Genomic DNA, 18420 nt, shown 5'->3' on the forward strand with positions numbered 1-18420 from the left:
CAACAGATACAGTGTCTGTTTTTGCTTAGGAACATTGACCGGGCACGAAGCGAACAAATGTTCTTGCTATGTTCCCCCTTCTAACCCATGCTCCTTCCCATGAAATCCGCCAAGGGAAGAGGCGCGCGTTCGAATGCCACAGGCCGTTACGAGCCCGAGCAGCACGAGTCGTTCGACGACGGCTGGACGACCGACGACGCCGAGGCCGCGCCGCTGCGCACCACGCTCACGCCCGAACACGCCCGCACCATCATCGCCCGGAACGACAGTCCGGACATCGGCTTCGACCGCTCCATCAACCCGTACAAAGGTTGCGAACATGGCTGTATCTACTGCTACGCCCGTCCGTCCCATGCCTGGATGGGCCTATCCCCGGGCCTGGATTTCGAGAGCCGGATCTTCTTCAAGCCCGAGGGGGCGCGTCTGCTGGAACAAGCCTTCCTCGCCCCCCGATACCGGTGCAAACGCATCCACATAGGCGGCAATACCGACCCCTATCAGCCGGTCGAACGCGAACTGAAATCGACCCGCTCGATCCTTGAGGTCATGCGGCGCTTCAACCACCCCTTCAGCATCATCACCAAGTCGGTGCTGATCGCGCGCGACGCCGATATTCTGGGCCCCATGGGTCAGGCCGGCCTGGCGTCGGCCTTCGTCTCCATCACCACCCTGGACCGGGGCCTGGCCCGCGCCATGGAGCCCCGCGCCTCGACCCCGGCCAAACGGCTGGAGGCGATCAGCCGGCTCGCCGACGCGGGCTGTCCCGTCGGCGTCGGCTTCGCCCCGGTCATTCCCGGCCTGAACGACCACGAACTGGAATCGGTGCTCGAGGCGGCGGCCAAGGCGGGGGCGACGCGGGCCATGTATGTCACCCTGCGCCTGCCGCTGGAGATCAAGGATCTGTTTCGCGAATGGCTGGCCGACGCCCGCCCCGACCGCGCCGCCCGCGTCATGTCGCTGATCCGCCAGACGCGCGGGGGCAAGGATTACGACGCCGACTGGTCCCAGCGCATGAAAGGAACCGGCCCCGTCGCCGAACTGATCGGCGCCCGCTTCAAGGCCGCCGTCAAACGCTACGGCCTGGATGCGCCGCTGCGACTGCTGGACGAAACCCAGTTCCGCGTGCCGGCCGACGCGCGGCCGCAGTTGGAGCTGTTCGGTTAATCGACGTCCGCCGCCGAGGGATCGACGGCCCGCGTCACCAGATCGCGCCAGGTTGGGTCGGTATCATCGACCAGATCGACGTCCTCCATCAGGGCCACCGCCCCCTCCCCATCCGGCAGGATCAGGCCCAGGATCTCCATCTCCTCGCCGTCCGGCCCCAGATGGCTCTCGGCCTGAACCGCCACCGCCGCCTGTTCGCCGTCCTCTTCCCACCAGATCACCGGCTGGGGCAGGTCCATGGCGATGGGGCGCGGATCGTCGGTCTCGCCCAGGGCGAAGACGGCCCGGCGCGCCTGAACATCGTCCAGCGTCGCCACCGCCCCGACGAAGGGCTTCAGCCGGTTCCAGTCGTCAGCGTCGAACCCGCCGCCATCTTCCAGCTCGTCATCCATGGGGCCTACCGCTTGAAAACACTGACAAGTTCGACATGGGCCGACCACAGGAACTGGTCCACCGGCGTGACCCGCTCCAGCCGGAACCCGGCGTCGATCAGCACCCGCGCATCCCGCGCAAAGGTCTGGGGATTGCACGACACCCCGACCACCACCCCGGCCTTGGTCCCGGCGATCTGGGCCGTCTGGTCGATGGCCCCGGCGCGCGGCGGGTCGAACACGATGGCCTCGCACCCCTTCAGGTCATAGGGGGTCAGCGGCCGCCGGAACAGGTCGCGCGCCTCGGCCGTGATCGCCTTCATCCCCTTGGCCGAGCCCACGCCCGCCTTCAGCGCCTCGATCCCCGCCTTGGAGGCATCGGCCGCGATCACCGGCGCCACCGTCGCCAGCGGGAAGGTGAAGGTCCCGGCGCCGCAGAACAGGTCGGCGATCTTCTTGGCCCCCTTCACAGCCGCCACGGCCCGCTCCACCATGGCCGCCTCGGCCTGGGGCACGGCCTGCAGGAAACCGCCCGCCGGCAGGGGCACGGTCGCGGGACCGAAGCCGATCTTCGGCTGGCGCGCCATGACCAGGGTGTCGCCGGCCAGACTCAGCCGCGCCAGATCCGCCCGGTGCGCCGCCACTATGGCCCGCATCTGGGCGTCGGCCGACAGCCCCCCGCCCGAGCGCCGCTCGACCCCCGTCACATCCACGTCCAGCCCCGACAGGGTCCAGGTCACGTGCAGGGTCGGCGCCGACTTGGGATGCTCCAGAAAGGCCGCCGCCACCTCGGTCAGGGCCGGTATGGCGCGGATGATCCGGGGATCGGCCACCGGGCACTCCCGCACCTCGACCAGCCGCCACGACCGCCGCGCCTTGAAGCCCAGCACCACCCGGCCGTCCTGGGTCCGGCGCGCGTGCAGGGCCACCCGCCGCCGCGTCCCGGCCGGGCTCGCCACCGTCGCCTCGATCTCGGTCTCGATCCCCTCGCGCGCCAGGGCCAGCCGCACCTGCTCGCGCTTCCACTCCAGATACGGCTTGTCCGCCCAGTGTTGCAGCGAGCACCCGCCGCAGTCGCCGTACTGGGGCGACACCGGCGCGATCCGGTCCGCGCTGGGGGTCAGGATCTCGACCTGCTCCAGCCGTCCATCGACGACCTCGCCCCGCACCGTCTCCCCCGGCAAGGTCAGGCCCACGAAGACCGGCCCCTGCGGCGTCTCGGCGACACCGTCGCCCTGTCCGCCGACGCGGCTGATCGTAAAGGTCTGCATCGCCGGGCTTCTAGCCCCGCCGCCGCCCCGCGCCAAGCGGCGCGCTCGGAACAGCCCCACACACCAGCCGGTCTCAATCGGCCTCAAGTAGCGGTAGCCTACCAACGGCCTCAAGTAGCGCGAAGCGCGATAGGCCCCTCCAACATGAACGAAGATGAACGGGGCGCTCAAAAGCCGTTCAGCTTCACCCCAATAGACAGGATGCAACAGACAGCCGGTCCACCCGTTCAGCCCTCGTCACTGAACGTCCGACCACAAGGGGTTGAAGATGCGTCTCTCCACCAAGTCCTTTGCCGCCGTCGCGGCCCTGACCGTCGGCGCCGTCGCCGCGCCCATGGCCGCCTCGGCCCAGAGCTACGGCTACAGCCAGAACTACGGCACCGGCGCCTACGCCCCCTCCTATGACTACAGCCGTTATCCGCAGCAGTCCTACGATCCCTGCGCCCGCGAACGTCAGGGCCGCACCGGCGCTGGAGCCGTGATCGGCGGCGGCGCAGGCGCCGTCATCGGCTCGCAACTGGCCGCCCGTGGTCGCCGCACCGAAGGCAGCATCCTGGGCGGCGTCGTCGGCGCGGTTATCGGCTCGCAAGTCGGCCGCTCCAGCTCCGACGCCTGCCGCAGCTACCAGAGCAGCTACGGTTCCAGCGGCTATTACAGCCAGGGCTATGGGCAACAGGGCTACAGCCAACCCAGCTACGGCTACTATGACGACCGTTACAGCGGCGATCAGGGCCGTCGCTACGACGACCGCCGTGATGACTACGCCTACAACGGCAATGACTATTACGACGACCGCTCCCGCTCGGTCTCGCCCTATCAGAATTCAGACGGTTGCCGCCTGGCCGAAAGCCAGATCCGTCTGCCCGATGGTCGCACGGACACCCGCTACGTCCGCACCTGCCCCGACCAGTACGGCCGCTATCGCGTCGTCGATTAATTTTCAGCCCCCCTGTCGATCGACGACGTGACGGGAGCCGCCGGAGGACTTGTCCTCCGGCGGTTTCTTATTTGTGAGAGGGCTATCGGCCTTCGGCCTACTTGAGCCCATTTTGAGGGGCTACCGCGCTCCGCTACTTGAGCCCGTTTAGCCTGACTTCTTGGCCCACAGCAGGAACTCGAGGTTCCCATCGCCGCCGGTGATGGGGCTCTCGGTCGTGGCCTGCACGGCCCAGCCCATCGCCTCCAGCCAGTCACGGACCCGCGCCACGGCCGCCGCATGCGCCTGCGGATCCTTGACCACCCCCTTCTTGCCGCCGCCTGGACCGTCGGCCTCGAACTGGGGCTTGATCAAGGTGATCAGGTCCGCCCCCGCCGCCGCCAGATCCAGCGCAGCGGGCAGCACCTTGATCAGGCTGATGAAGCTGGCGTCGCACACGATCAGCGACGGCGCCTCCGGGATCAGGTCGCGCGTCAGGTCGCGGGCGTCCGTGCGCTCCAGATTGACCACCCGAGGGTCGGCCGCGACCCGGTCGTGCATCTGGCCAAAGCCGACATCGACCGCGAACACCTTGGCCGCGCCGCGATCCAGACAGACCTCGGTGAAGCCGCCGGTGGACGCCCCGACGTCCAGCACCACCCGTCCTTCGACGGCCACGGGCCAGACAGTCAGGGCGTGATCCAGCTTCAGCGCCCCGCGCCCGACCCAGCGGTGGGCGTCGACATAGCCGATGGCCGACTTGGGCCCCACGGTCTGGGAGCCGGACTTGGCCGGCGCCCCATCCACGGTGACGCCGCCGGCCTCGATGGCCGCCTTCGCCCTGGCCCGGCTTTCCGCCAGGCCGCGCGTGACCAGAAGCTGGTCCAGCCTCATCCGATCTCGCTCAGCCGCGCCAGCGCCGCCTGCAACTTGACCTTGCCCGCCTCGGCCTCGGCCAGTTTGGCCCGCTGTTCATCGACCACGTCCGGCGCGGCCCGCGACACGAAATTGGGATTGCCCAGCTTCTTGTTCACATGGCCGATATCGCTTTCGAACACGGCGATCTCCTTCTCCAACCGCGCCCGTTCGGCGGTCAGGTCGATGATCCCCGCCAGCGACAGGGCGACCGTCGATCCGCCCGAAACAAAGGTCACGGCCCCCGTCGGCGCGGCCTCCGCCGATCCGACCTCGGACACACGGCCCAGGGTCAGGATCAGGTCGCGATGGCGCGCGATCCGCTCGGCCGTCACGGCGTCCGGCGCGACAAAGGCCAGCGGCGGCTTGGCCGCCGGCGGCACGTTCATCTCGGCCCGCAGCCCCCGGATTTCGCCGACCAAATCGACCAGCCAGCCGATCTCGGCCTCGGCCGAGGCGTCGATGAAGGCATCGGGCAGCACCGGCCATTCGGCGCCGATCAGCAGGCTCTCGCGCGCCGGCCCTTCCTTGCCCAGCTCCGCCCACAGCTCCTCGGTGATGAAGGGCATGACCGGGTGCAGCAGCTTCAGCGTCTGATCCAGGGTCCAGGCGGTCATGGCCCGCGTCTCGGCCTTGGCGGCTTCATCGGCGCCGTTGAACACCGGCTTGGCCAGTTCCAGATACCAGTCGCAGAAGACGTTCCAGACGAACCGGTACAACGCCCCCGCCGCATCATCGAACCGCCCGCCCTCGATGGCCTCGGACACGGCGCGCTCGGCCTTGGTCAGTTCGCCCCGGATCCAGCGGTTGATCGTCTGTTCGACCGCCGCGGGATCAAAGTCCTCGACGCGGCGCGCCTCGTTCATCTGGCTGAACCGGGCGGCGTTCCACAGCTTGGTGCCGAAGTTGCGATAGCCCTCGATTCGCTGTTTCGACAGCTTGATGTCGCGGGTGCCCGACAGGATGGCCATGGTGAAGCGCAGCGGATCGGCGCCCAGTTCGTCGATGATGCCCAGGGGATCGATGACGTTCCCCTTGGACTTGCTCATCTTCTGGCCCTTCTCGTCGCGGACCAGGCCGTTGATGATGACCCGTTTGAACGGGACCTCGCCCATGAAGTGCTGGCCCATCATCATCATCCGGGCGACCCAGAAGAAGATGATGTCCGCCGCCGTGACCAGGTCGCTGGTGGGATAGAACCGCTCCAGATCCTCGGTCTTCTCGGGCCAGCCCATGGTCGAGAACGGCCACAGGGCCGAGCTGAACCAGGTGTCGAGGACGTCTTCGTCCTGACGAATGAGGATCGGCATGTCCGAGCCGTAGACATACTGCGCTCGCCAAGATTCAAACGCATCATCGGACTCAGCCAAATCAACTTGGCGCCCCGCATACTTTTTACGAGCCAAAGCCAAGGCTGATTGAGCGTCCTCGGCTACGAAAATTTCCGGCACGAGCGAGTTTGCGTCTCGGCCATAAGGCTCCTGCGGCCCATACCAGGCCGGGATGCGGTGACCCCACCACAGCTGGCGGCTGATGCACCAGGGCTCGATGTTCCTCAGCCATTCGAAATAGATTTTCTCGTACGACTTCGGCTCGAACACCGTCTCGCCCTGCTCCACCGCCTTCAGCGCGGGCTGGGCCAGGACCTTGGCGTCGACGTACCACTGGTCCGTCAGCCACGGCTCGATGACCACGCCCGAACGGTCGCCGTGCGGGACGACATGCTTGGTCTTCTCGATCTCGCGCAGCCAGCCCTCTTCCTCGGCGCGCGCGACGATGGCCTTACGCGCAGCGAAGCGGTCGAGGCCGACGTAGTCGGACGGGACGTCCGGCGTATCGACATCGGTGATCCGGCCAAAGGCGTCGAGGATGTTCAGCGACGTCAGGCCGGCGCGCTTGCCGACGCCGAAGTCGTTGAAGTCGTGCGCCGGCGTGATCTTCACCGCGCCCGAACCCTTGGTCGGATCAGCATAGTCGTCGGCGACAATAGGGATGCGGCGGCCGACGATGGGCAGGGTCACGAACTTGCCTACCAAGCCCGCATACCGCTCATCCTCGGGATGAACCGCCACGCCGGTGTCGCCCAGCATGGTCTCCGGCCGGGTCGTCGCCACCACGATGAAGTCGCGCGTCTCCCATTCCGTCGCCTTGCCGTCCTCGTCGAAGGCGATGGGGTGTTCGTAGGTGACGCCGTCCGCCAGCGGATAGGCGAAATGCCAATAGGCCCCATCCACCTCGCGCTGCTCGACCTCCAGGTCCGAGATGGCGGTCTGGAAATGCGGATCCCAGTTCACCAGCCGCTTGTCGCGATAGATCAGGCCTTCCTTGTGCAGTTGCACAAAGACCTTGCGCACGGCGGCGTTCAGCCCCTCGTCCAGGGTGAACCGCTCGCGCGACCAGTCGCACGACGCGCCCAACCGGCGCAGCTGGCGCACGATGGTCCCGCCGCTTTCGGCCTTCCATTCCCAGACCTTCTCAATGAAGGCGTCGCGGCCCATGTCGCGGCGGCCCACATTGCCCGCCGCCGCCAGCTGGCGCTCGACCACCATCTGGGTGGCGATGCCCGCGTGGTCCGTGCCCGGCAGCCACAGCACCGCCTTGCCCTTCATCCGGTGATAGCGGGCCAGGATGTCCTGAAGCGTATTGTTCAGCGCATGGCCGATGTGCAGGCTGCCCGTCACGTTCGGCGGCGGAATGACGATCGAATAGGCGTCGGCGGCGCCGTCCGTGGCCGCAGCGGCGCGCGGCGCGAACAGGCCGCTCTCTTCCCACTGGGCGTACAGGCGGGGTTCGGCGGCCTGGGGTTCGAAGGTCTTCTCGAGCATGGGACTTCTTTGATCGTTGTCGTGTGGCCGGGAGACGGCCTTGAATGACAAAGGGCGGCCCCCGCAGGAGCCGCCCCTCGATAGTCTGCGGTGAAGCGAAGGGCTAGGCGCTGCGCGCGATGCGTTCGACTTCCTTTTGTACCGCCGCCTGAACGATGCCGGGCAAATTATTGTCCAGCCAGTCCTTCAGCAGCGGACGCAGCATCTCGGCGACCATGGCCTCGACGGTGTTGCCGCTGACGAACGGCATGTCGCCCGACGCCGGAGCCTCCGGCTTCTTGAACGACGCGGCCAGGCCTGCAAAGGCCGAGGCGGCGCTGGCGGCGGCGCTTTCGCCGACCAGCGAATCATAGGCCGGCTCGGGCGCCGAGGCGGCGGCTTCGACGGGCTCGGGCTCGGGCTCGGGTTCGGGCTCGGGCGCTGTCTCAACGATGTCGAGATCGCCGATGGTCTCTGACGACGCCGCCTCTTCCGCCGGCGCCTCGTACAGCTCAGTCAGTTCGAGCACGTCTTCCTCGACGGCTTCCGGCTCAGCCTCGGGCTCAGCCGGGGCCTCAAAGATGGTCTCAGGGGCGGCCGGTTCAGGCTCCGGCTCCGGCTCCGGGGCCGGCTCCGGCTCCGGGGCCGGCTCAGGCTCCGGCGTCGGGGCGGCGGCTGCCGGGGGCGTCTCCGCCGGCGCGTCGTCTTCGGAGATGATCCGGCGAATCGACGCCAGGATCTCCTCCATGGTGGGTTCCTGGGCGGACTGATCGGACATGACTAACCTGGGAGAGGCCTGGGATGAAACGGGGGCGTCGAGGCGACCCCCGACACTATTCACGGATTGGGGCTGGAAAGATCAAGTCTTTCCGGTCCCGGTTAGTGTCGTCGCATCAACGCCCGCCAGAATCAACGGGCGTTTTGGAGCACGCCGCCCGACCGAAGTCAGGCGCCGGGCGCGGTCCGGATGACGTCGGTCTTCAGCTGGGTGTCGATCGGCGCATCAGGCGCGTCGTCGGCGTCGACGACGGGCGGCGAGGCGACGCGGTCCAGGGTCTCGATCACACCGTCCCACGGCAGGCCGCCGCGATTGCGGACGCGGTCGTAATTGGCCTTGGCGTCATAGACGGCGAGGTTGGCGTTCAGGCTCGGCCCTTCCAGTTGCCCCATGGCCGACAGCAGCGAGGCGCGGGCCACATATTCGGCGGCGCGAGCGGTGGCCAGCGAGGTTTGCGACGCCCGCAGGGTCACTTCCTGGTTCAGCACGTCCAGGGTGGTGCGCAGGCCGACCTGGGCCTCCTGCCGCACGCCCTCGGCGGCGACCGATGCGGCGCGCACCGCTTCTTCGCCGGCCGCGACGTTCGCACGGGTCGACAGGACCTGGGCATAGGCCGAGCTGACGTTCTGCAGCACGGTGCGGCGCTCGCCCTCGACGGCGATCTGGGCGGCGTTGGCCTGTTCCAGGGCCTGGGCCACGCGTGACCGGTTCAGGCCGCCCGTGAACAGGGGCACCGACAGGGTGGCGCCGGCGGTGAAGCTGCGGCGATCCGCCAGCTCGTCCAGATTCCCCAGATCGGTCGCCGTGCCGCCGTATGAAGCCGTGGCGCGCACCGACGGCAGATATTCGGCCCGCGCGGCCGCGACGGCGGCTTCCGCCGCCTGTAGCGAATAGGTGGCCGACAGCACGCCGGGATTACGCGCCAGGGCGATCTCCATGGCGGCGTCGAAATCGGTGGGAACGATCGGCAGAACCGGCGTGGTCTCCAGATCGCTGGGCGACTGGCCCACCACGGCGGCATAGGCGGCGCGGCTGGTCGACAGCTGGGCCTGGGCGTTGGCCAGGTCGGCTTCGGACTGGGCCAGCGAGGCCTCGGCCTGGGCCACGTCGGTCCGGGTGATTTCGCCGACCTCGAATCGGGCGCTGGTCTCATCCAGCTGGCGTTGCAGCACGGCGAGGTTTTCCTGGCGGATGCGCAGGATTTCCATGTCGCGGGTGACGTTCACATAGGCCTGGATCACCGACAGCATGACCGACTGTTCGATCTCGCGCAGGTTCTCCCGCCCCGCCATCACTCTGGCCCGGGCCTGATCGATCGCCAGCGAAGTGCGGCCGCCGGTCCAGATGTTCTGCGACAGGCTGACGCCCAGGTTGGCGCCGTCGCTGTCCGTCGATGAACTGGACACCTGGGTGTCCGGCACGCCATCGCCGTTCGTATCCACGAACTGGGTCACGGTCGGGAAATCGTTGCGGGTGTAGTCGACCCCGGCCGAGGCGCTCAGCGTCGGGCGCAGACCCGACCGCGCCTGAACCACGGTTTCATCCAGCGCGCGCTGATTCGCCCGCTGGGCCAGCAGGCTGGGATTGGTCTGATAGGCCAGGGCGATCGCTTCCTGCAGCGTCTCGGCCCAGGCGGGCGCCCCCAGACCCGTCACAAGAGCCACCACAGCGGCCGAAGCCAGCACACGCGAGCGTTTCAACATTGTCCGTCCTTGCCTGACGCCCCCGGGAGCGCCCGAATGTCATCAAGCGTAACTGCGGCCTCAGTCGAGCTGACGCCAGTTAAGTTTTTTTCACGCTTTCCGCGAGCGCCACGGACGACGTCAGAATGCGAATGTAGGCGCCGGCGTCAGTTCCGCGAGAAGCGCCGGCGACGAATCGAAAAGTTCCCGACGCGACAGGCCTTCGCGACCCTTCACATACAGGGCGGCCTTGCCGATGGCGCCGCGCCGTTCGACCAGAACCATGCGCCCGCCCGTCCGCAGCGCCTTGCCCCAGGCCTCGGGCAGAGCCGCCACGCCACCTTCGCACACGATCAGATCCCAGCCGTCGCCCGCCGGGGCGTCCAGGGGCGCGACCGACGTGGCGACGCCCTCTTCGGCCAGGGCCTCGCCCACCACCTCGAACACGGCCGGATCGGCCTCCTGCGCCGTGACCGTCAGTCCCATGCGGGCCAGAACAGCGGCGGCGTAGGGGGCGGCGATGGCCAGGGCCTTCTCGCCTTCGCGTGCATCCGCCGCCTGCAGCAGCTTGGACAGGTCGCGCGCCGGCATCAGCCTGCGGTCGCCCGCGATCTCGACCGCCGCGTCCGAATAGGCGGCGAAGACCCGCTCTGGGGCGCAATAGCGCTCGCGGGCGACGTCCATCATGGCCATGTGGATTTCATGACTGGTGACGTCGTTCACGCGGACCTGCGAGTCGACCATGGCCTTGCGCTCGGCGGTGAAATCCATCTTTGGGCAGCTTTCAATCGATAGTCGGGAGAGGAAATCTCGCGCGCTTATAGTTCCGTGCGTTGCAGCGGACAATCCGATCTGATAGCGAACGCCCCTCGCGATGACCGCCCCCGAGAAATCGGGACAAAAAGCGGCCTGATGGCGGAGTGGTGACGCAGAGGACTGCAAATCCTTGCACCCGGGTTCGATTCCCGGTCAGGCCTCCATCGCGACAATAGAACAAGAGGCGCGGATCCCCGGATCCGCGCCTCTTTTCGTTTCAGCGCTCGCCGATCAGCTGACCGGGGCGGTGATCCAGCCAATCACCCCTGCCGCGCCCAGCCCGGCGGCGGCGACCGCGACAAAGATCGCAGCCCGGACGTTTCGGCTCAGAAAATACAGAATGTTCATCGCGCGCCCCCACACCAACGGGACCCATGGCGTCACAGTTTCGGCCGCGCGACAAGGTGTACAAATCCTTAACGTGTCACATCCTGGTGAGCGGCGGGCCTAGGCTGCGGCTGTGGCGCTGGTCACATGATGCAGAGCCAGGGCGCTGGCGACGGCGACGTTCAGCGAATCGAAGCCGCCCGCCATGGGCACGCCGACGGCGCGGCACCGTTCGATCACCGCCCGCGGAAGGCCCGGCCCCTCCGAACCGACCATCAGGGCGACCGGCCCCTGTCGCCGATAATCCGCCAGTCTTTCAGTCGCCGAGGGCGTCAGGGCCACCACCTCCACCCCCCGCGCCTGCATCGCCGCCACCAGGGCCTCGGCGGAATCGGAAACCGACGACGGCGTCCTCAACACCGCCCCGACCGAAACCCGGATGGATTTGCGATAGAAGGGATCGCAGCAAGACTGGTCCAGCAAGACGGCGCGCGCGCCGAACGCCGCCGCATTGCGGAACAGACCGCCCATATTGTCGTGATTGCCTATGCCGCTGGCGATCACGAAGACGTCGTCGTCCGCCACCGTCTCCAGCACATCCGACAACGGCGGAGCGACCGGCTTCTCGCCCAGGGCCAGAATGCCCCGGTGCAGGGGAAAGCCGGCGATCCGGTCCAGAACCGCCTGACCGGCGACATAGACGGGCGTCGCATCCGCAAGCGCCTCGATCACGTCCGCCAGCGCCTCCGCCCGCTTCTCGGCCAGCAGCAGGGCCCGCGGCCGGCACAGCGACGCCGCCGACGCCAGAACCCGCACCACCACCTCCCCTTCGGCGATGAACAGGCCTTCGCGGCCCGTCAGGTCGCGTTCGCGGATATCGCGAAAGCCGGATATCCGGGGGTCTTCAGGGTCATTGATAGAGATCGTGCGCATTCGTCGTTTTTCCCATTGCACGAATCGAATGGCCGCTGCTATAGGCCCGCCTCCCGAGCAGTTCCGCGGTAGCTCAGTGGTAGAGCAGCCGACTGTTAATCGGCTGGTCGTAGGTTCGAATCCTACCCGCGGAGCCACTCGGGGCAGAACAGCGTTGCGATACGACGCGTTCTGGCGGGCTTTGTCCCAGACCCAGATTTCCCCGAAATTTCCAGTTCGCAATCCGACGAGATTTTTGTTCGGGTGCGGTGATTTTCGGGCTCGACGGGGAAGCGTCGCAGCAACTTTGCTATGGCGGTTGGACGAAAAAACCTCGTCCAATCAAACTTGGCCTTAGGAACGAACACGGTCGACGGTCCCTTTTTTGGTGGCAACCCTGAAAGGAACGCCACCATGTTAAGAGCCGCACTCGCCCTCTCGGCGACCGCCGCCCTCCTGACCGCCTGCGGAAACGGGGAACAGACCGACGCCACCGTCGAGGGGCCCGCCGTGTCTTCTGCTGAATCGCCCATGAACCCCGCCGTCGACACCCAGGACACGACGGGCGAGACCGCACTTACGCCAGGCGCCAACTCCTTCACCGAAGGCCAGGCCCGCGAAGCGATCGAGAAGCAGGGCTATGTCGTTTCCGGCGCCCTGACCCAGGACGAACAAGGCATCTGGAAAGCCCAGGCCGCGCGCGCCGGCGGTGAAACCACGACTGTCTCGGTCGATTACAAGGGCGTCGTGACGCCTCAATAGGCCTCGGCCTCCTCACCCTTCCTCATAATTCTCAAGGAGCCCATCATGGCGACCGTCACTCGGCTGTTCGACAGCCACACCGAAGCCCTCGACGCCGTTTCGAAACTCGAAGCTTCGGGCGTTTCCCACGACAAGATCAGCATCGTCTCCAACAATACCGAAAACTGGCACAGCGGCTCCGGCGACCATAAGGCCGGGCCCCTGGGCGACCGGAACGGCGACGGTGAAAACGACGTGGCTGACGGCGCCGGCAAGGGCGCAGCCACCGGCGGCGTGCTCGGCGCCGGCGCCGGCGTGCTCGCTGGCCTCGGCATGCTCGCCATTCCCGGCCTTGGTCCTGTGGTGGCGGCGGGCTGGCTAGCTTCGACAGCGGTCGGTGCAGCCGTCGGCGCCGCAGCCGGCGGCGCGACCGGCGGCCTGCTCGGCGCCTTGAAGGAAGCCGGTCACAGCGAGGAAGAGGCGCACGTCTATTCCGAAGGCGTGCGTCGCGGCGGAACCCTCGTCAGCGTCAAGGCGGACGGAGACGAAGCCGATCAGATCCAGGCGATACTCGACGGCAGCCGCGGCTACGACGCGACCACCCGGGGCGAAGCCTACCGTCAAACGGGCTGGTCCCGTTTCGACGCCGAGGCCCAACCCTATACCGCCGCCCAGATCAACGAGGAACGCGCCCGGTATCGCTAGGCTTTCGTACGATCCTAGGCCCCTCGTAAGAAGCAACGACCCGGCGTTTCAGCGTCGGGTCGTTGTAATTTCGATCGCCGACGGCCGCCGTGGCGCTATTGGCGGCCAAAGGTCAACTTGCTCCGGCCCGGTCAGATCGCCACGCCTCGATCCGCGCCATAACGGACTTGGGTGCGGACTTGATGCCGCAGGCGTGTCGAGACCGGCGCCCGAAACGCCAAAGCAAAATTGCAAAAGGGCCGCCCGAAAGCGACCCTTTCAACCAACCAACCGTCTTCTTTGGGGAAGATGGTCGGAGCGACAGGATTCGAACCTGCGACCCCTTGACCCCCAGTCAAGTGCGCTACCAGGCTGCGCCACGCTCCGAAGGCGCTCCCTATAGACGGGGCGACCGTTGTCCGCAAACGCTAAAACGACTTTTCCACCGACCGCGACAGGACGGCGTCCAGACGCGCCTTCGCCTGCTCCAGATCGGCCAGAACCCCCAGCAAATCCGCATGTTCGGCGCGGCCGCCCGTGGGCGCCGGTTTCCCGGCGGCGGCGAAATTCTCTCCGTCCTCGATCAGGGCGGCCGTCTCGGCGCCGACCAGCTTCTTCAGCCCCTGCTCCTTGTGCAGGCGCTGGACGCCGCGGATCGTCAGGCCGTCGTCATGCAACAGTCGCCGCACGGCCTTCAGCACAGCGATGTCCTGCGAGCGATAGAAGCGCCGTCCGCCCGCCCGTTTTACAGGCGCCACGAAGGTGAACTTAGTCTCCCAGAACCGCAGCACATGCTGCGGCGCCCCGACCTCCTCGGCCGCCTCGGAAATGGTGCGGAAGGCGTCGGCGCTCTTGGCCAAGCGAATCAGGCCTCGACGACGGCGTCGTGAACCCGGCTCTTCATGATCTGAGAGGCGCGGAAACTGATGACGCGACGGGGGTTGATCGCCGCCGGTTCGCCGGTCTTGGGGTTGCGGCCCATGCGGGCGCGTTTCTCGCGGACCTGAAAGACGCCGAACCCAGACAGCTTGACCGTGTCGCCCTGCTCCAGGGCTTCCACGATCAGTTCGAGGGTCCGTTCCACCAGGGCCGAACACTCCTGCCGGGACAGGCCGACCTCCTCATGCACGGCTTCGCAGAGATCGGCGCGCGTTACGGTCTGTTGGCCTGACATCATATCCCCGGCTTGGTTCGGTCCGTTGCGCCTATAGGCGCGCAAAGTCTGCGGAAAATCAATGCCTATGGGCTTAACCTAGAGTCGCAACGCGCAGGCGCCCCAGGTCAGGCCGCCGCCCATAGCCTCCAGCAGGACCATGTCGCCCTTCTTGATCCGTCCGTCCTGGATCGCCGCATCCAGCGCCAGGGGTATGGAGGCGGCCGAGGTGTTGGCGTGCATCGCCACGGTCGAGATCACCTTGTTCTCGTCCAGACCCAGTCGGTCGCCGACCCCCTTGATGATCCGCTGGTTGGCCTGATGGGGCACGAACCAGTCCACGTCGGCGATTTCGATGCCCGCCGCAGCGCAGGCGGCGGTGATGCCTTCGGCGATGTTCACCACGGCATGACGGAAGACCTGGTTCCCGGCCATCCGCAGATGGCCCACGGTCCCTGTCGTGGCCGGACCGCCGTCGACGTAGAGCAGATCGGTCTTGGACCCGTCGGCGCGCAGGGCGAAGCCCAGCATGCCCTGGTCGGCTGAGGCCCCCTGTCCCTCACGCGGCTCCAGCACCACGGCGCCGGCGCCGTCGCCGAACAGGACGCAGGTGGTCCGGTCGGTCCAGTCCATCAGCCGCGTCATTTCCTCGGCGCCGATCACCAGGGCGCATTTCGACAGGCCGCGCGCCACGAAGCCGTCGGCCACGCTCAGCGCATAGACGAAGCCCGAACAGACCGCCTGGACGTCAAAGGCCACGCCCACCCCGGCGCCCAGCTTATGCTGCACGATCGAGGCGACGGCGGGGAAGGTCATGTCGGGCGTGGTGGTGGCGACGATGATCAGGTCAACGTCCGCCGCCGTCTTGCCGGCGTCGGCCAGGGCCTTCTTGGCGGCTTCCACGGCAAGGTCGCTGGTCGGCTGGTCGTCGCGCGCCTTGTGGCGCTGTTTGATGCCGGTGCGTTCCTGGATCCATTCGTCGGAGGTGTCGACGAACTTGGCCAAGTCGGCGTTGGTGACGATCTGCTCCGGCAGATAGGAGCCGACGCCGGTCACGGCGCTGCGGGTGACGCTCACTGAAGGGGTTCTCCGGCGGGGACGGCGGGCGGGCTGGAATGGTCGAACACGGCGTCCAGCTTGCCCAGATTGGCGCCCACCTTGGTCATATAGTCGCTTCGGGCCAGATCGACCGCGATACGGATCGCATTGCCGAATCCCTTTGCGTCGGCGCCGCCGTGGCTCTTCACCACAATGCCGTTCAGCCCCAGCAGAGGGCCGCCGTTGATGGTGCTGGGATCGATCTTCTCGCGCATCTTCTTCAAGGCGGGCATGGCGATAGCGGCGCCCAGCTTGGACTGCAGGTTCGAGGTCAGGGCCTCGCGCAGCAGGGCGGAAATATAGCGCGCCGTGCCCTCGGCCGTCTTCAGGGCGATATTGCCCGTGAAGCCGTCGGTCACGACCACGTCCACCGTGCCCTTGGCGATGTCGTCGCCCTCGACGAAGCCGTGATAATTCAAATCGAACGGCCCGTCGCGCAGGATAGCGTGCGCCTCCTTGACCTGCTCGTTGCCCTTCATGTCTTCCGAACCGACGTTTAGCAGACCAATCGTAGGCCGGGCGATGCCGCGCACCGCCGACTGGAAGGCCTCGCCCATGATGGCGAATTCGACCAGTTGTTCGGCGTCGCTGCCGATATTGGCGCCCACGTCCAGCACCGCCGTATGGCCCTTGAAGGTCGGCCAGCTGGCGACGATGGCCGGCCGCTCCAGCCCCGGCGCGGACATGCGCAGAATCAGTTTGGAGATCGCCATCAGGGCGCCGGTGTTGCCGGCCGAGACGATGCCGCCGGCCTCGCCCGTCTTCACCGCCTCGACGGCGTTCCACAGGCTGGAGCCCTTGCCCCGGCGCATGGCCTGGGCGGGCTTCTCGTCCATAGCCACGACCTTTTCGGTGTGGCGAATCTCGGCGACCGCATCCGACAGGTCGGCGCGCGCCAACTCAGGACGAATCTGGGCTTCGTCGCCGTGCAGCAGGAAGCGAACCCCCTCCCCGCCATGGGTGCGGACATAGCTGCGGATGCCGGGAACGACGACGGATGGCCCGTGATCGCCGCCCATGGCGTCAAGCGAGATCGTAACTGGGGCTGGCAAATGGACCTCGAATAGCCGCGTCGTCTTGTCGCGCGACGCTGTATATAGGGCGCTGGACGATAGCGCTGAAGCCGGGGGATGCAACCACCCGGCCCTTACGTCAACCTCAGCCTTGGTCGTCCTGGGGCTTCAAGGCCTTCAGGGCGGCGAAGGGCGAGATTTCGGCGGGCTCTTCCGGTTGCACGAACTCCGCGCCCGGCTTGCGCGGGAACGGGTCCAGCGACAGCACCAGTTGCTCGACGGCGTATTGACCCAGATCGATCTTGCCGTCCTCGATCAGATCAGCGTCTTCCTCGTCCAGGGTGACCTCGATCTCATCGGTCTCCTGCGGCGCGGCCTCGACCAGCTGGATGGAGAATCGGCGGTCCACATCGACCGGCAGCGGCTCCAGCGTCAGGCCGCAGGTCTGGACCGCATGGGCCGAGACCCGGCCCTTCATCGTCCACTCGCTGGTCGACGGGGTCGGCTTGACCTCGATCTCGACGACGAAGTCCTCCAGCCCCTGCAAATCCAGGGCGCGGGCGATTCGCTTGCGCACGTCCGCGTCCGGCTCCAGCCGCCGGCTCAGCCCGGCGCCGATCTGATTGACCCGCACCGTCTCGCTGTAGGGAAGGTTCACGCTCATCGTCTCAAACATCCGTCCAGGCCGGCTTCGCCAGCACTTCGTTAAATTTCTGCGCCGCCAGACCGGTCCGCGCGGCCAGGGCGTAGCGCGCCAGATCAGCCGCTCGTTCCGCCCCCGTCTCTGCATAGACGTTGCGCGCCAGGGCCTCGGTCAGGGCCGCCGCGTCGTCGTCGCGCAACGGCGTCTCATAGGCGTTCATCCGCCCGTACAGGGCCTCGCCCAGCTTGCGCATCTTCTTGCCGACCGAGACATCGCCCACGCCCTCTTCCCGCAGCGCATGATCCAGAGCCGAGACATAGACGTCGAACAGGGCCTGGGCCGCATCCCGCCCCGGCTCGGTGTTCTCATCGCGCAATCGCAGCACCAGCAACAGCACGTGCAGCGTATAGAGCTCGAACCGCGCGTCGATCCGATCAGCCACGCCCAGACGCGTGTAAAATCCGACATTTCGCGCCTGTTCCACCGCCAGGGCGTACAGGGCGTCGCCGATACGGACGCCGGTCCGGGTTTTGAACAGGTTTTTCAGCATGGTTTTATACGGCCCCTTTTCCGCCGCGCCGTTGAACTAGGACGCAGGTCCGTCTAGGTCAAAGACCTTGTTCTCTCGCAGGCGCCCGATCATGTCTCGTTTCGTCCCGCTTTTCGTCGCCGTTTCCCTGGCCGGCCTGTCCGCCGCCTGCGCCCCGATGATCGGTTCCAACGGCTTCCAGGCCATCGACGCCAAGCCCCAGGACATCGTGGCGGGCACCGACACCAAGGAATCCGTCCTGGCCCGCCTCGGTTCGCCGTCGACCACCTCGACCTTCGAACCGGACCAGGTCTGGTACTACATCAGCCAGACGACCGAGAAATACACCTACAACCGCCCGGTCATCTCCAGCCGCACCATCACCGAAGTGACGTTCGAGCCGAACGGCGACAAGGTCTCCGCCGTCCGCACCCTGGGCCTGACCGACGGCGAGCAGATCGCCATGAACACCAAGGAAACCCCGACCCGCGGCCGCGCCCTGACCGTGCTGGAACAGCTGCTGGGCAACGTCGGCCGCGGCCAGCTGCCGCGCACCGAGGACGACACCCCCGGCCAACGTCGCCCCGACTAAGGGCCCCGCGT

The 18420-nt window shown here is 67.0% G+C and carries 19 protein-coding genes and 3 tRNA genes; 7 read left to right on the forward strand and 15 right to left on the reverse strand.

Translation table 11 applies throughout. The features are described from left to right. Positions 1-99 precede the first annotated feature (99 nt). On the forward strand, positions 100-1164 hold the full coding sequence (locus ACW17X_RS03550; RefSeq protein WP_492099687.1) for a PA0069 family radical SAM protein: 1065 nt from the start codon (positions 100-102) through the stop codon (positions 1162-1164). Here ACW17X_RS03550 and ACW17X_RS03555 read toward each other — a convergent pair. Together ACW17X_RS03555 and ACW17X_RS03560 are read right to left on the reverse strand one after the other, a co-directional pair. Then, positions 1161-1556, reverse strand: coding sequence for a hypothetical protein (locus ACW17X_RS03555; RefSeq protein WP_492099688.1), 396 nt, complete (start codon positions 1554-1556; stop codon positions 1161-1163). The two genes, ACW17X_RS03550 and ACW17X_RS03555, sit on opposite strands and share 4 nt — an antisense overlap. Before the next feature lie 5 nt (positions 1557-1561). Next, positions 1562-2806, reverse strand: a complete 1245-nt coding sequence (locus tag ACW17X_RS03560) for a class I SAM-dependent RNA methyltransferase (protein ID WP_492099689.1) — start codon at positions 2804-2806, stop codon at positions 1562-1564. A 268-nt stretch (positions 2807-3074) separates the two neighbouring features. Here ACW17X_RS03560 and ACW17X_RS03565 point away from each other — a divergent pair, with 268 nt between their 5' ends. Next, positions 3075-3743, forward strand: coding sequence for a YMGG-like glycine zipper-containing protein (locus ACW17X_RS03565; protein ID WP_492099690.1), 669 nt, complete (start codon positions 3075-3077; stop codon positions 3741-3743). Positions 3744-3890: 147 nt separating this feature from the next. On the opposite strand, the gene ACW17X_RS03570 is transcribed toward ACW17X_RS03565, so the two are convergent. The 5 genes from ACW17X_RS03570 to ACW17X_RS03590 form a co-directional block, all read right to left on the reverse strand. Then, positions 3891-4616, reverse strand: a complete 726-nt coding sequence (locus ACW17X_RS03570) for a TlyA family RNA methyltransferase (RefSeq protein ID WP_492099691.1) — start codon at positions 4614-4616, stop codon at positions 3891-3893. Further along, on the reverse strand, positions 4613-7462 hold the full coding sequence (locus ACW17X_RS03575) for a valine--tRNA ligase (RefSeq protein ID WP_492099692.1): 2850 nt from the start codon (positions 7460-7462) through the stop codon (positions 4613-4615). The genes ACW17X_RS03570 and ACW17X_RS03575 overlap by 4 nt, the downstream gene beginning before the upstream one ends. A 103-nt stretch (positions 7463-7565) precedes the next feature. Further along, the gene (locus tag ACW17X_RS03580; protein ID WP_492099693.1) at positions 7566-8219 is read right to left on the reverse strand and encodes a DUF2497 domain-containing protein; all 654 of its coding nucleotides are present in this window, start codon (positions 8217-8219) and stop codon (positions 7566-7568) included. Between the two features lie 167 nt (positions 8220-8386). Then, the gene (locus ACW17X_RS03585; protein WP_492099694.1) at positions 8387-9922 is read right to left on the reverse strand and encodes a TolC family outer membrane protein; all 1536 of its coding nucleotides are present in this window, start codon (positions 9920-9922) and stop codon (positions 8387-8389) included. Between the two features lie 120 nt (positions 9923-10042). Beyond that, on the reverse strand, positions 10043-10672 hold the full coding sequence (locus ACW17X_RS03590; RefSeq protein WP_492099695.1) for a protein-L-isoaspartate O-methyltransferase family protein: 630 nt from the start codon (positions 10670-10672) through the stop codon (positions 10043-10045). A gap of 135 nt (positions 10673-10807) precedes the next feature. Between ACW17X_RS03590 and ACW17X_RS03595 the strand changes: the two genes are divergently transcribed. Next, positions 10808-10881, forward strand: a tRNA-Cys gene (locus tag ACW17X_RS03595). A gap of 283 nt (positions 10882-11164) precedes the next feature. On the opposite strand, the gene ACW17X_RS03600 is transcribed toward ACW17X_RS03595, so the two are convergent. Beyond that, complete coding sequence (locus ACW17X_RS03600; RefSeq protein WP_492099696.1) at positions 11165-11977, reverse strand: TrmH family RNA methyltransferase; 813 nt, start codon at positions 11975-11977, stop codon at positions 11165-11167. 62 nt (positions 11978-12039) lie between these two features. Between ACW17X_RS03600 and ACW17X_RS03605 the strand changes: the two genes are divergently transcribed. The 3 genes from ACW17X_RS03605 to ACW17X_RS03615 all read left to right on the forward strand — a co-directional run bounded on the left by ACW17X_RS03605 (position 12040) and on the right by ACW17X_RS03615 (position 13402). Continuing rightward, positions 12040-12114: transfer RNA gene (locus ACW17X_RS03605), tRNA-Asn, on the forward strand. Between the two features lie 256 nt (positions 12115-12370). Then, complete coding sequence (locus ACW17X_RS03610) at positions 12371-12718, forward strand: hypothetical protein (RefSeq protein ID WP_492099697.1); 348 nt, start codon at positions 12371-12373, stop codon at positions 12716-12718. A gap of 45 nt (positions 12719-12763) precedes the next feature. Continuing rightward, positions 12764-13402, forward strand: coding sequence for a hypothetical protein (locus ACW17X_RS03615; RefSeq protein ID WP_492099698.1), 639 nt, complete (start codon positions 12764-12766; stop codon positions 13400-13402). A 289-nt stretch (positions 13403-13691) separates the two neighbouring features. On the opposite strand, the gene ACW17X_RS03620 is transcribed toward ACW17X_RS03615, so the two are convergent. The 7 genes from ACW17X_RS03620 to ACW17X_RS03650 form a co-directional block, all read right to left on the reverse strand. Further along, positions 13692-13768, reverse strand: a tRNA-Pro gene (locus ACW17X_RS03620). Positions 13769-13809: 41 nt separating this feature from the next. After that, positions 13810-14241, reverse strand: coding sequence for a MerR family transcriptional regulator (locus tag ACW17X_RS03625; RefSeq protein WP_492099699.1), 432 nt, complete (start codon positions 14239-14241; stop codon positions 13810-13812). Positions 14242-14246: 5 nt separating this feature from the next. Next, positions 14247-14555, reverse strand: coding sequence for an integration host factor subunit alpha (locus ACW17X_RS03630; protein ID WP_267516756.1), 309 nt, complete (start codon positions 14553-14555; stop codon positions 14247-14249). A 78-nt stretch (positions 14556-14633) separates the two neighbouring features. Beyond that, the gene (locus ACW17X_RS03635) at positions 14634-15611 is read right to left on the reverse strand and encodes a beta-ketoacyl-ACP synthase III (protein ID WP_492099700.1); all 978 of its coding nucleotides are present in this window, start codon (positions 15609-15611) and stop codon (positions 14634-14636) included. Then, positions 15608-16684 carry a phosphate acyltransferase PlsX gene (gene plsX / locus ACW17X_RS03640; protein WP_492099701.1) on the reverse strand — a complete coding sequence of 359 codons (1077 nt, stop codon included), beginning with the start codon at positions 16682-16684 and terminating at the stop codon, positions 15608-15610. The genes ACW17X_RS03635 and plsX overlap by 4 nt, the downstream gene beginning before the upstream one ends. A gap of 106 nt (positions 16685-16790) precedes the next feature. After that, positions 16791-17309 (reverse strand): YceD family protein, encoded by a 519-nt coding sequence (locus tag ACW17X_RS03645; protein ID WP_492099702.1) that lies wholly within the window; start codon positions 17307-17309, stop codon positions 16791-16793. Between the two features lie 4 nt (positions 17310-17313). After that, positions 17314-17838 carry a ubiquinol-cytochrome C chaperone family protein gene (locus ACW17X_RS03650; protein ID WP_492099703.1) on the reverse strand — a complete coding sequence of 175 codons (525 nt, stop codon included), beginning with the start codon at positions 17836-17838 and terminating at the stop codon, positions 17314-17316. A 91-nt stretch (positions 17839-17929) separates the two neighbouring features. On the opposite strand from ACW17X_RS03650, the gene ACW17X_RS03655 reads away from it, so the two are divergent. After that, positions 17930-18409, forward strand: coding sequence for an outer membrane protein assembly factor BamE (locus ACW17X_RS03655; protein ID WP_492099704.1), 480 nt, complete (start codon positions 17930-17932; stop codon positions 18407-18409). Positions 18410-18420 lie beyond the last annotated feature (11 nt).

It is taken from the genome of Brevundimonas sp. FV1ye4L, from assembly GCF_058681255.1.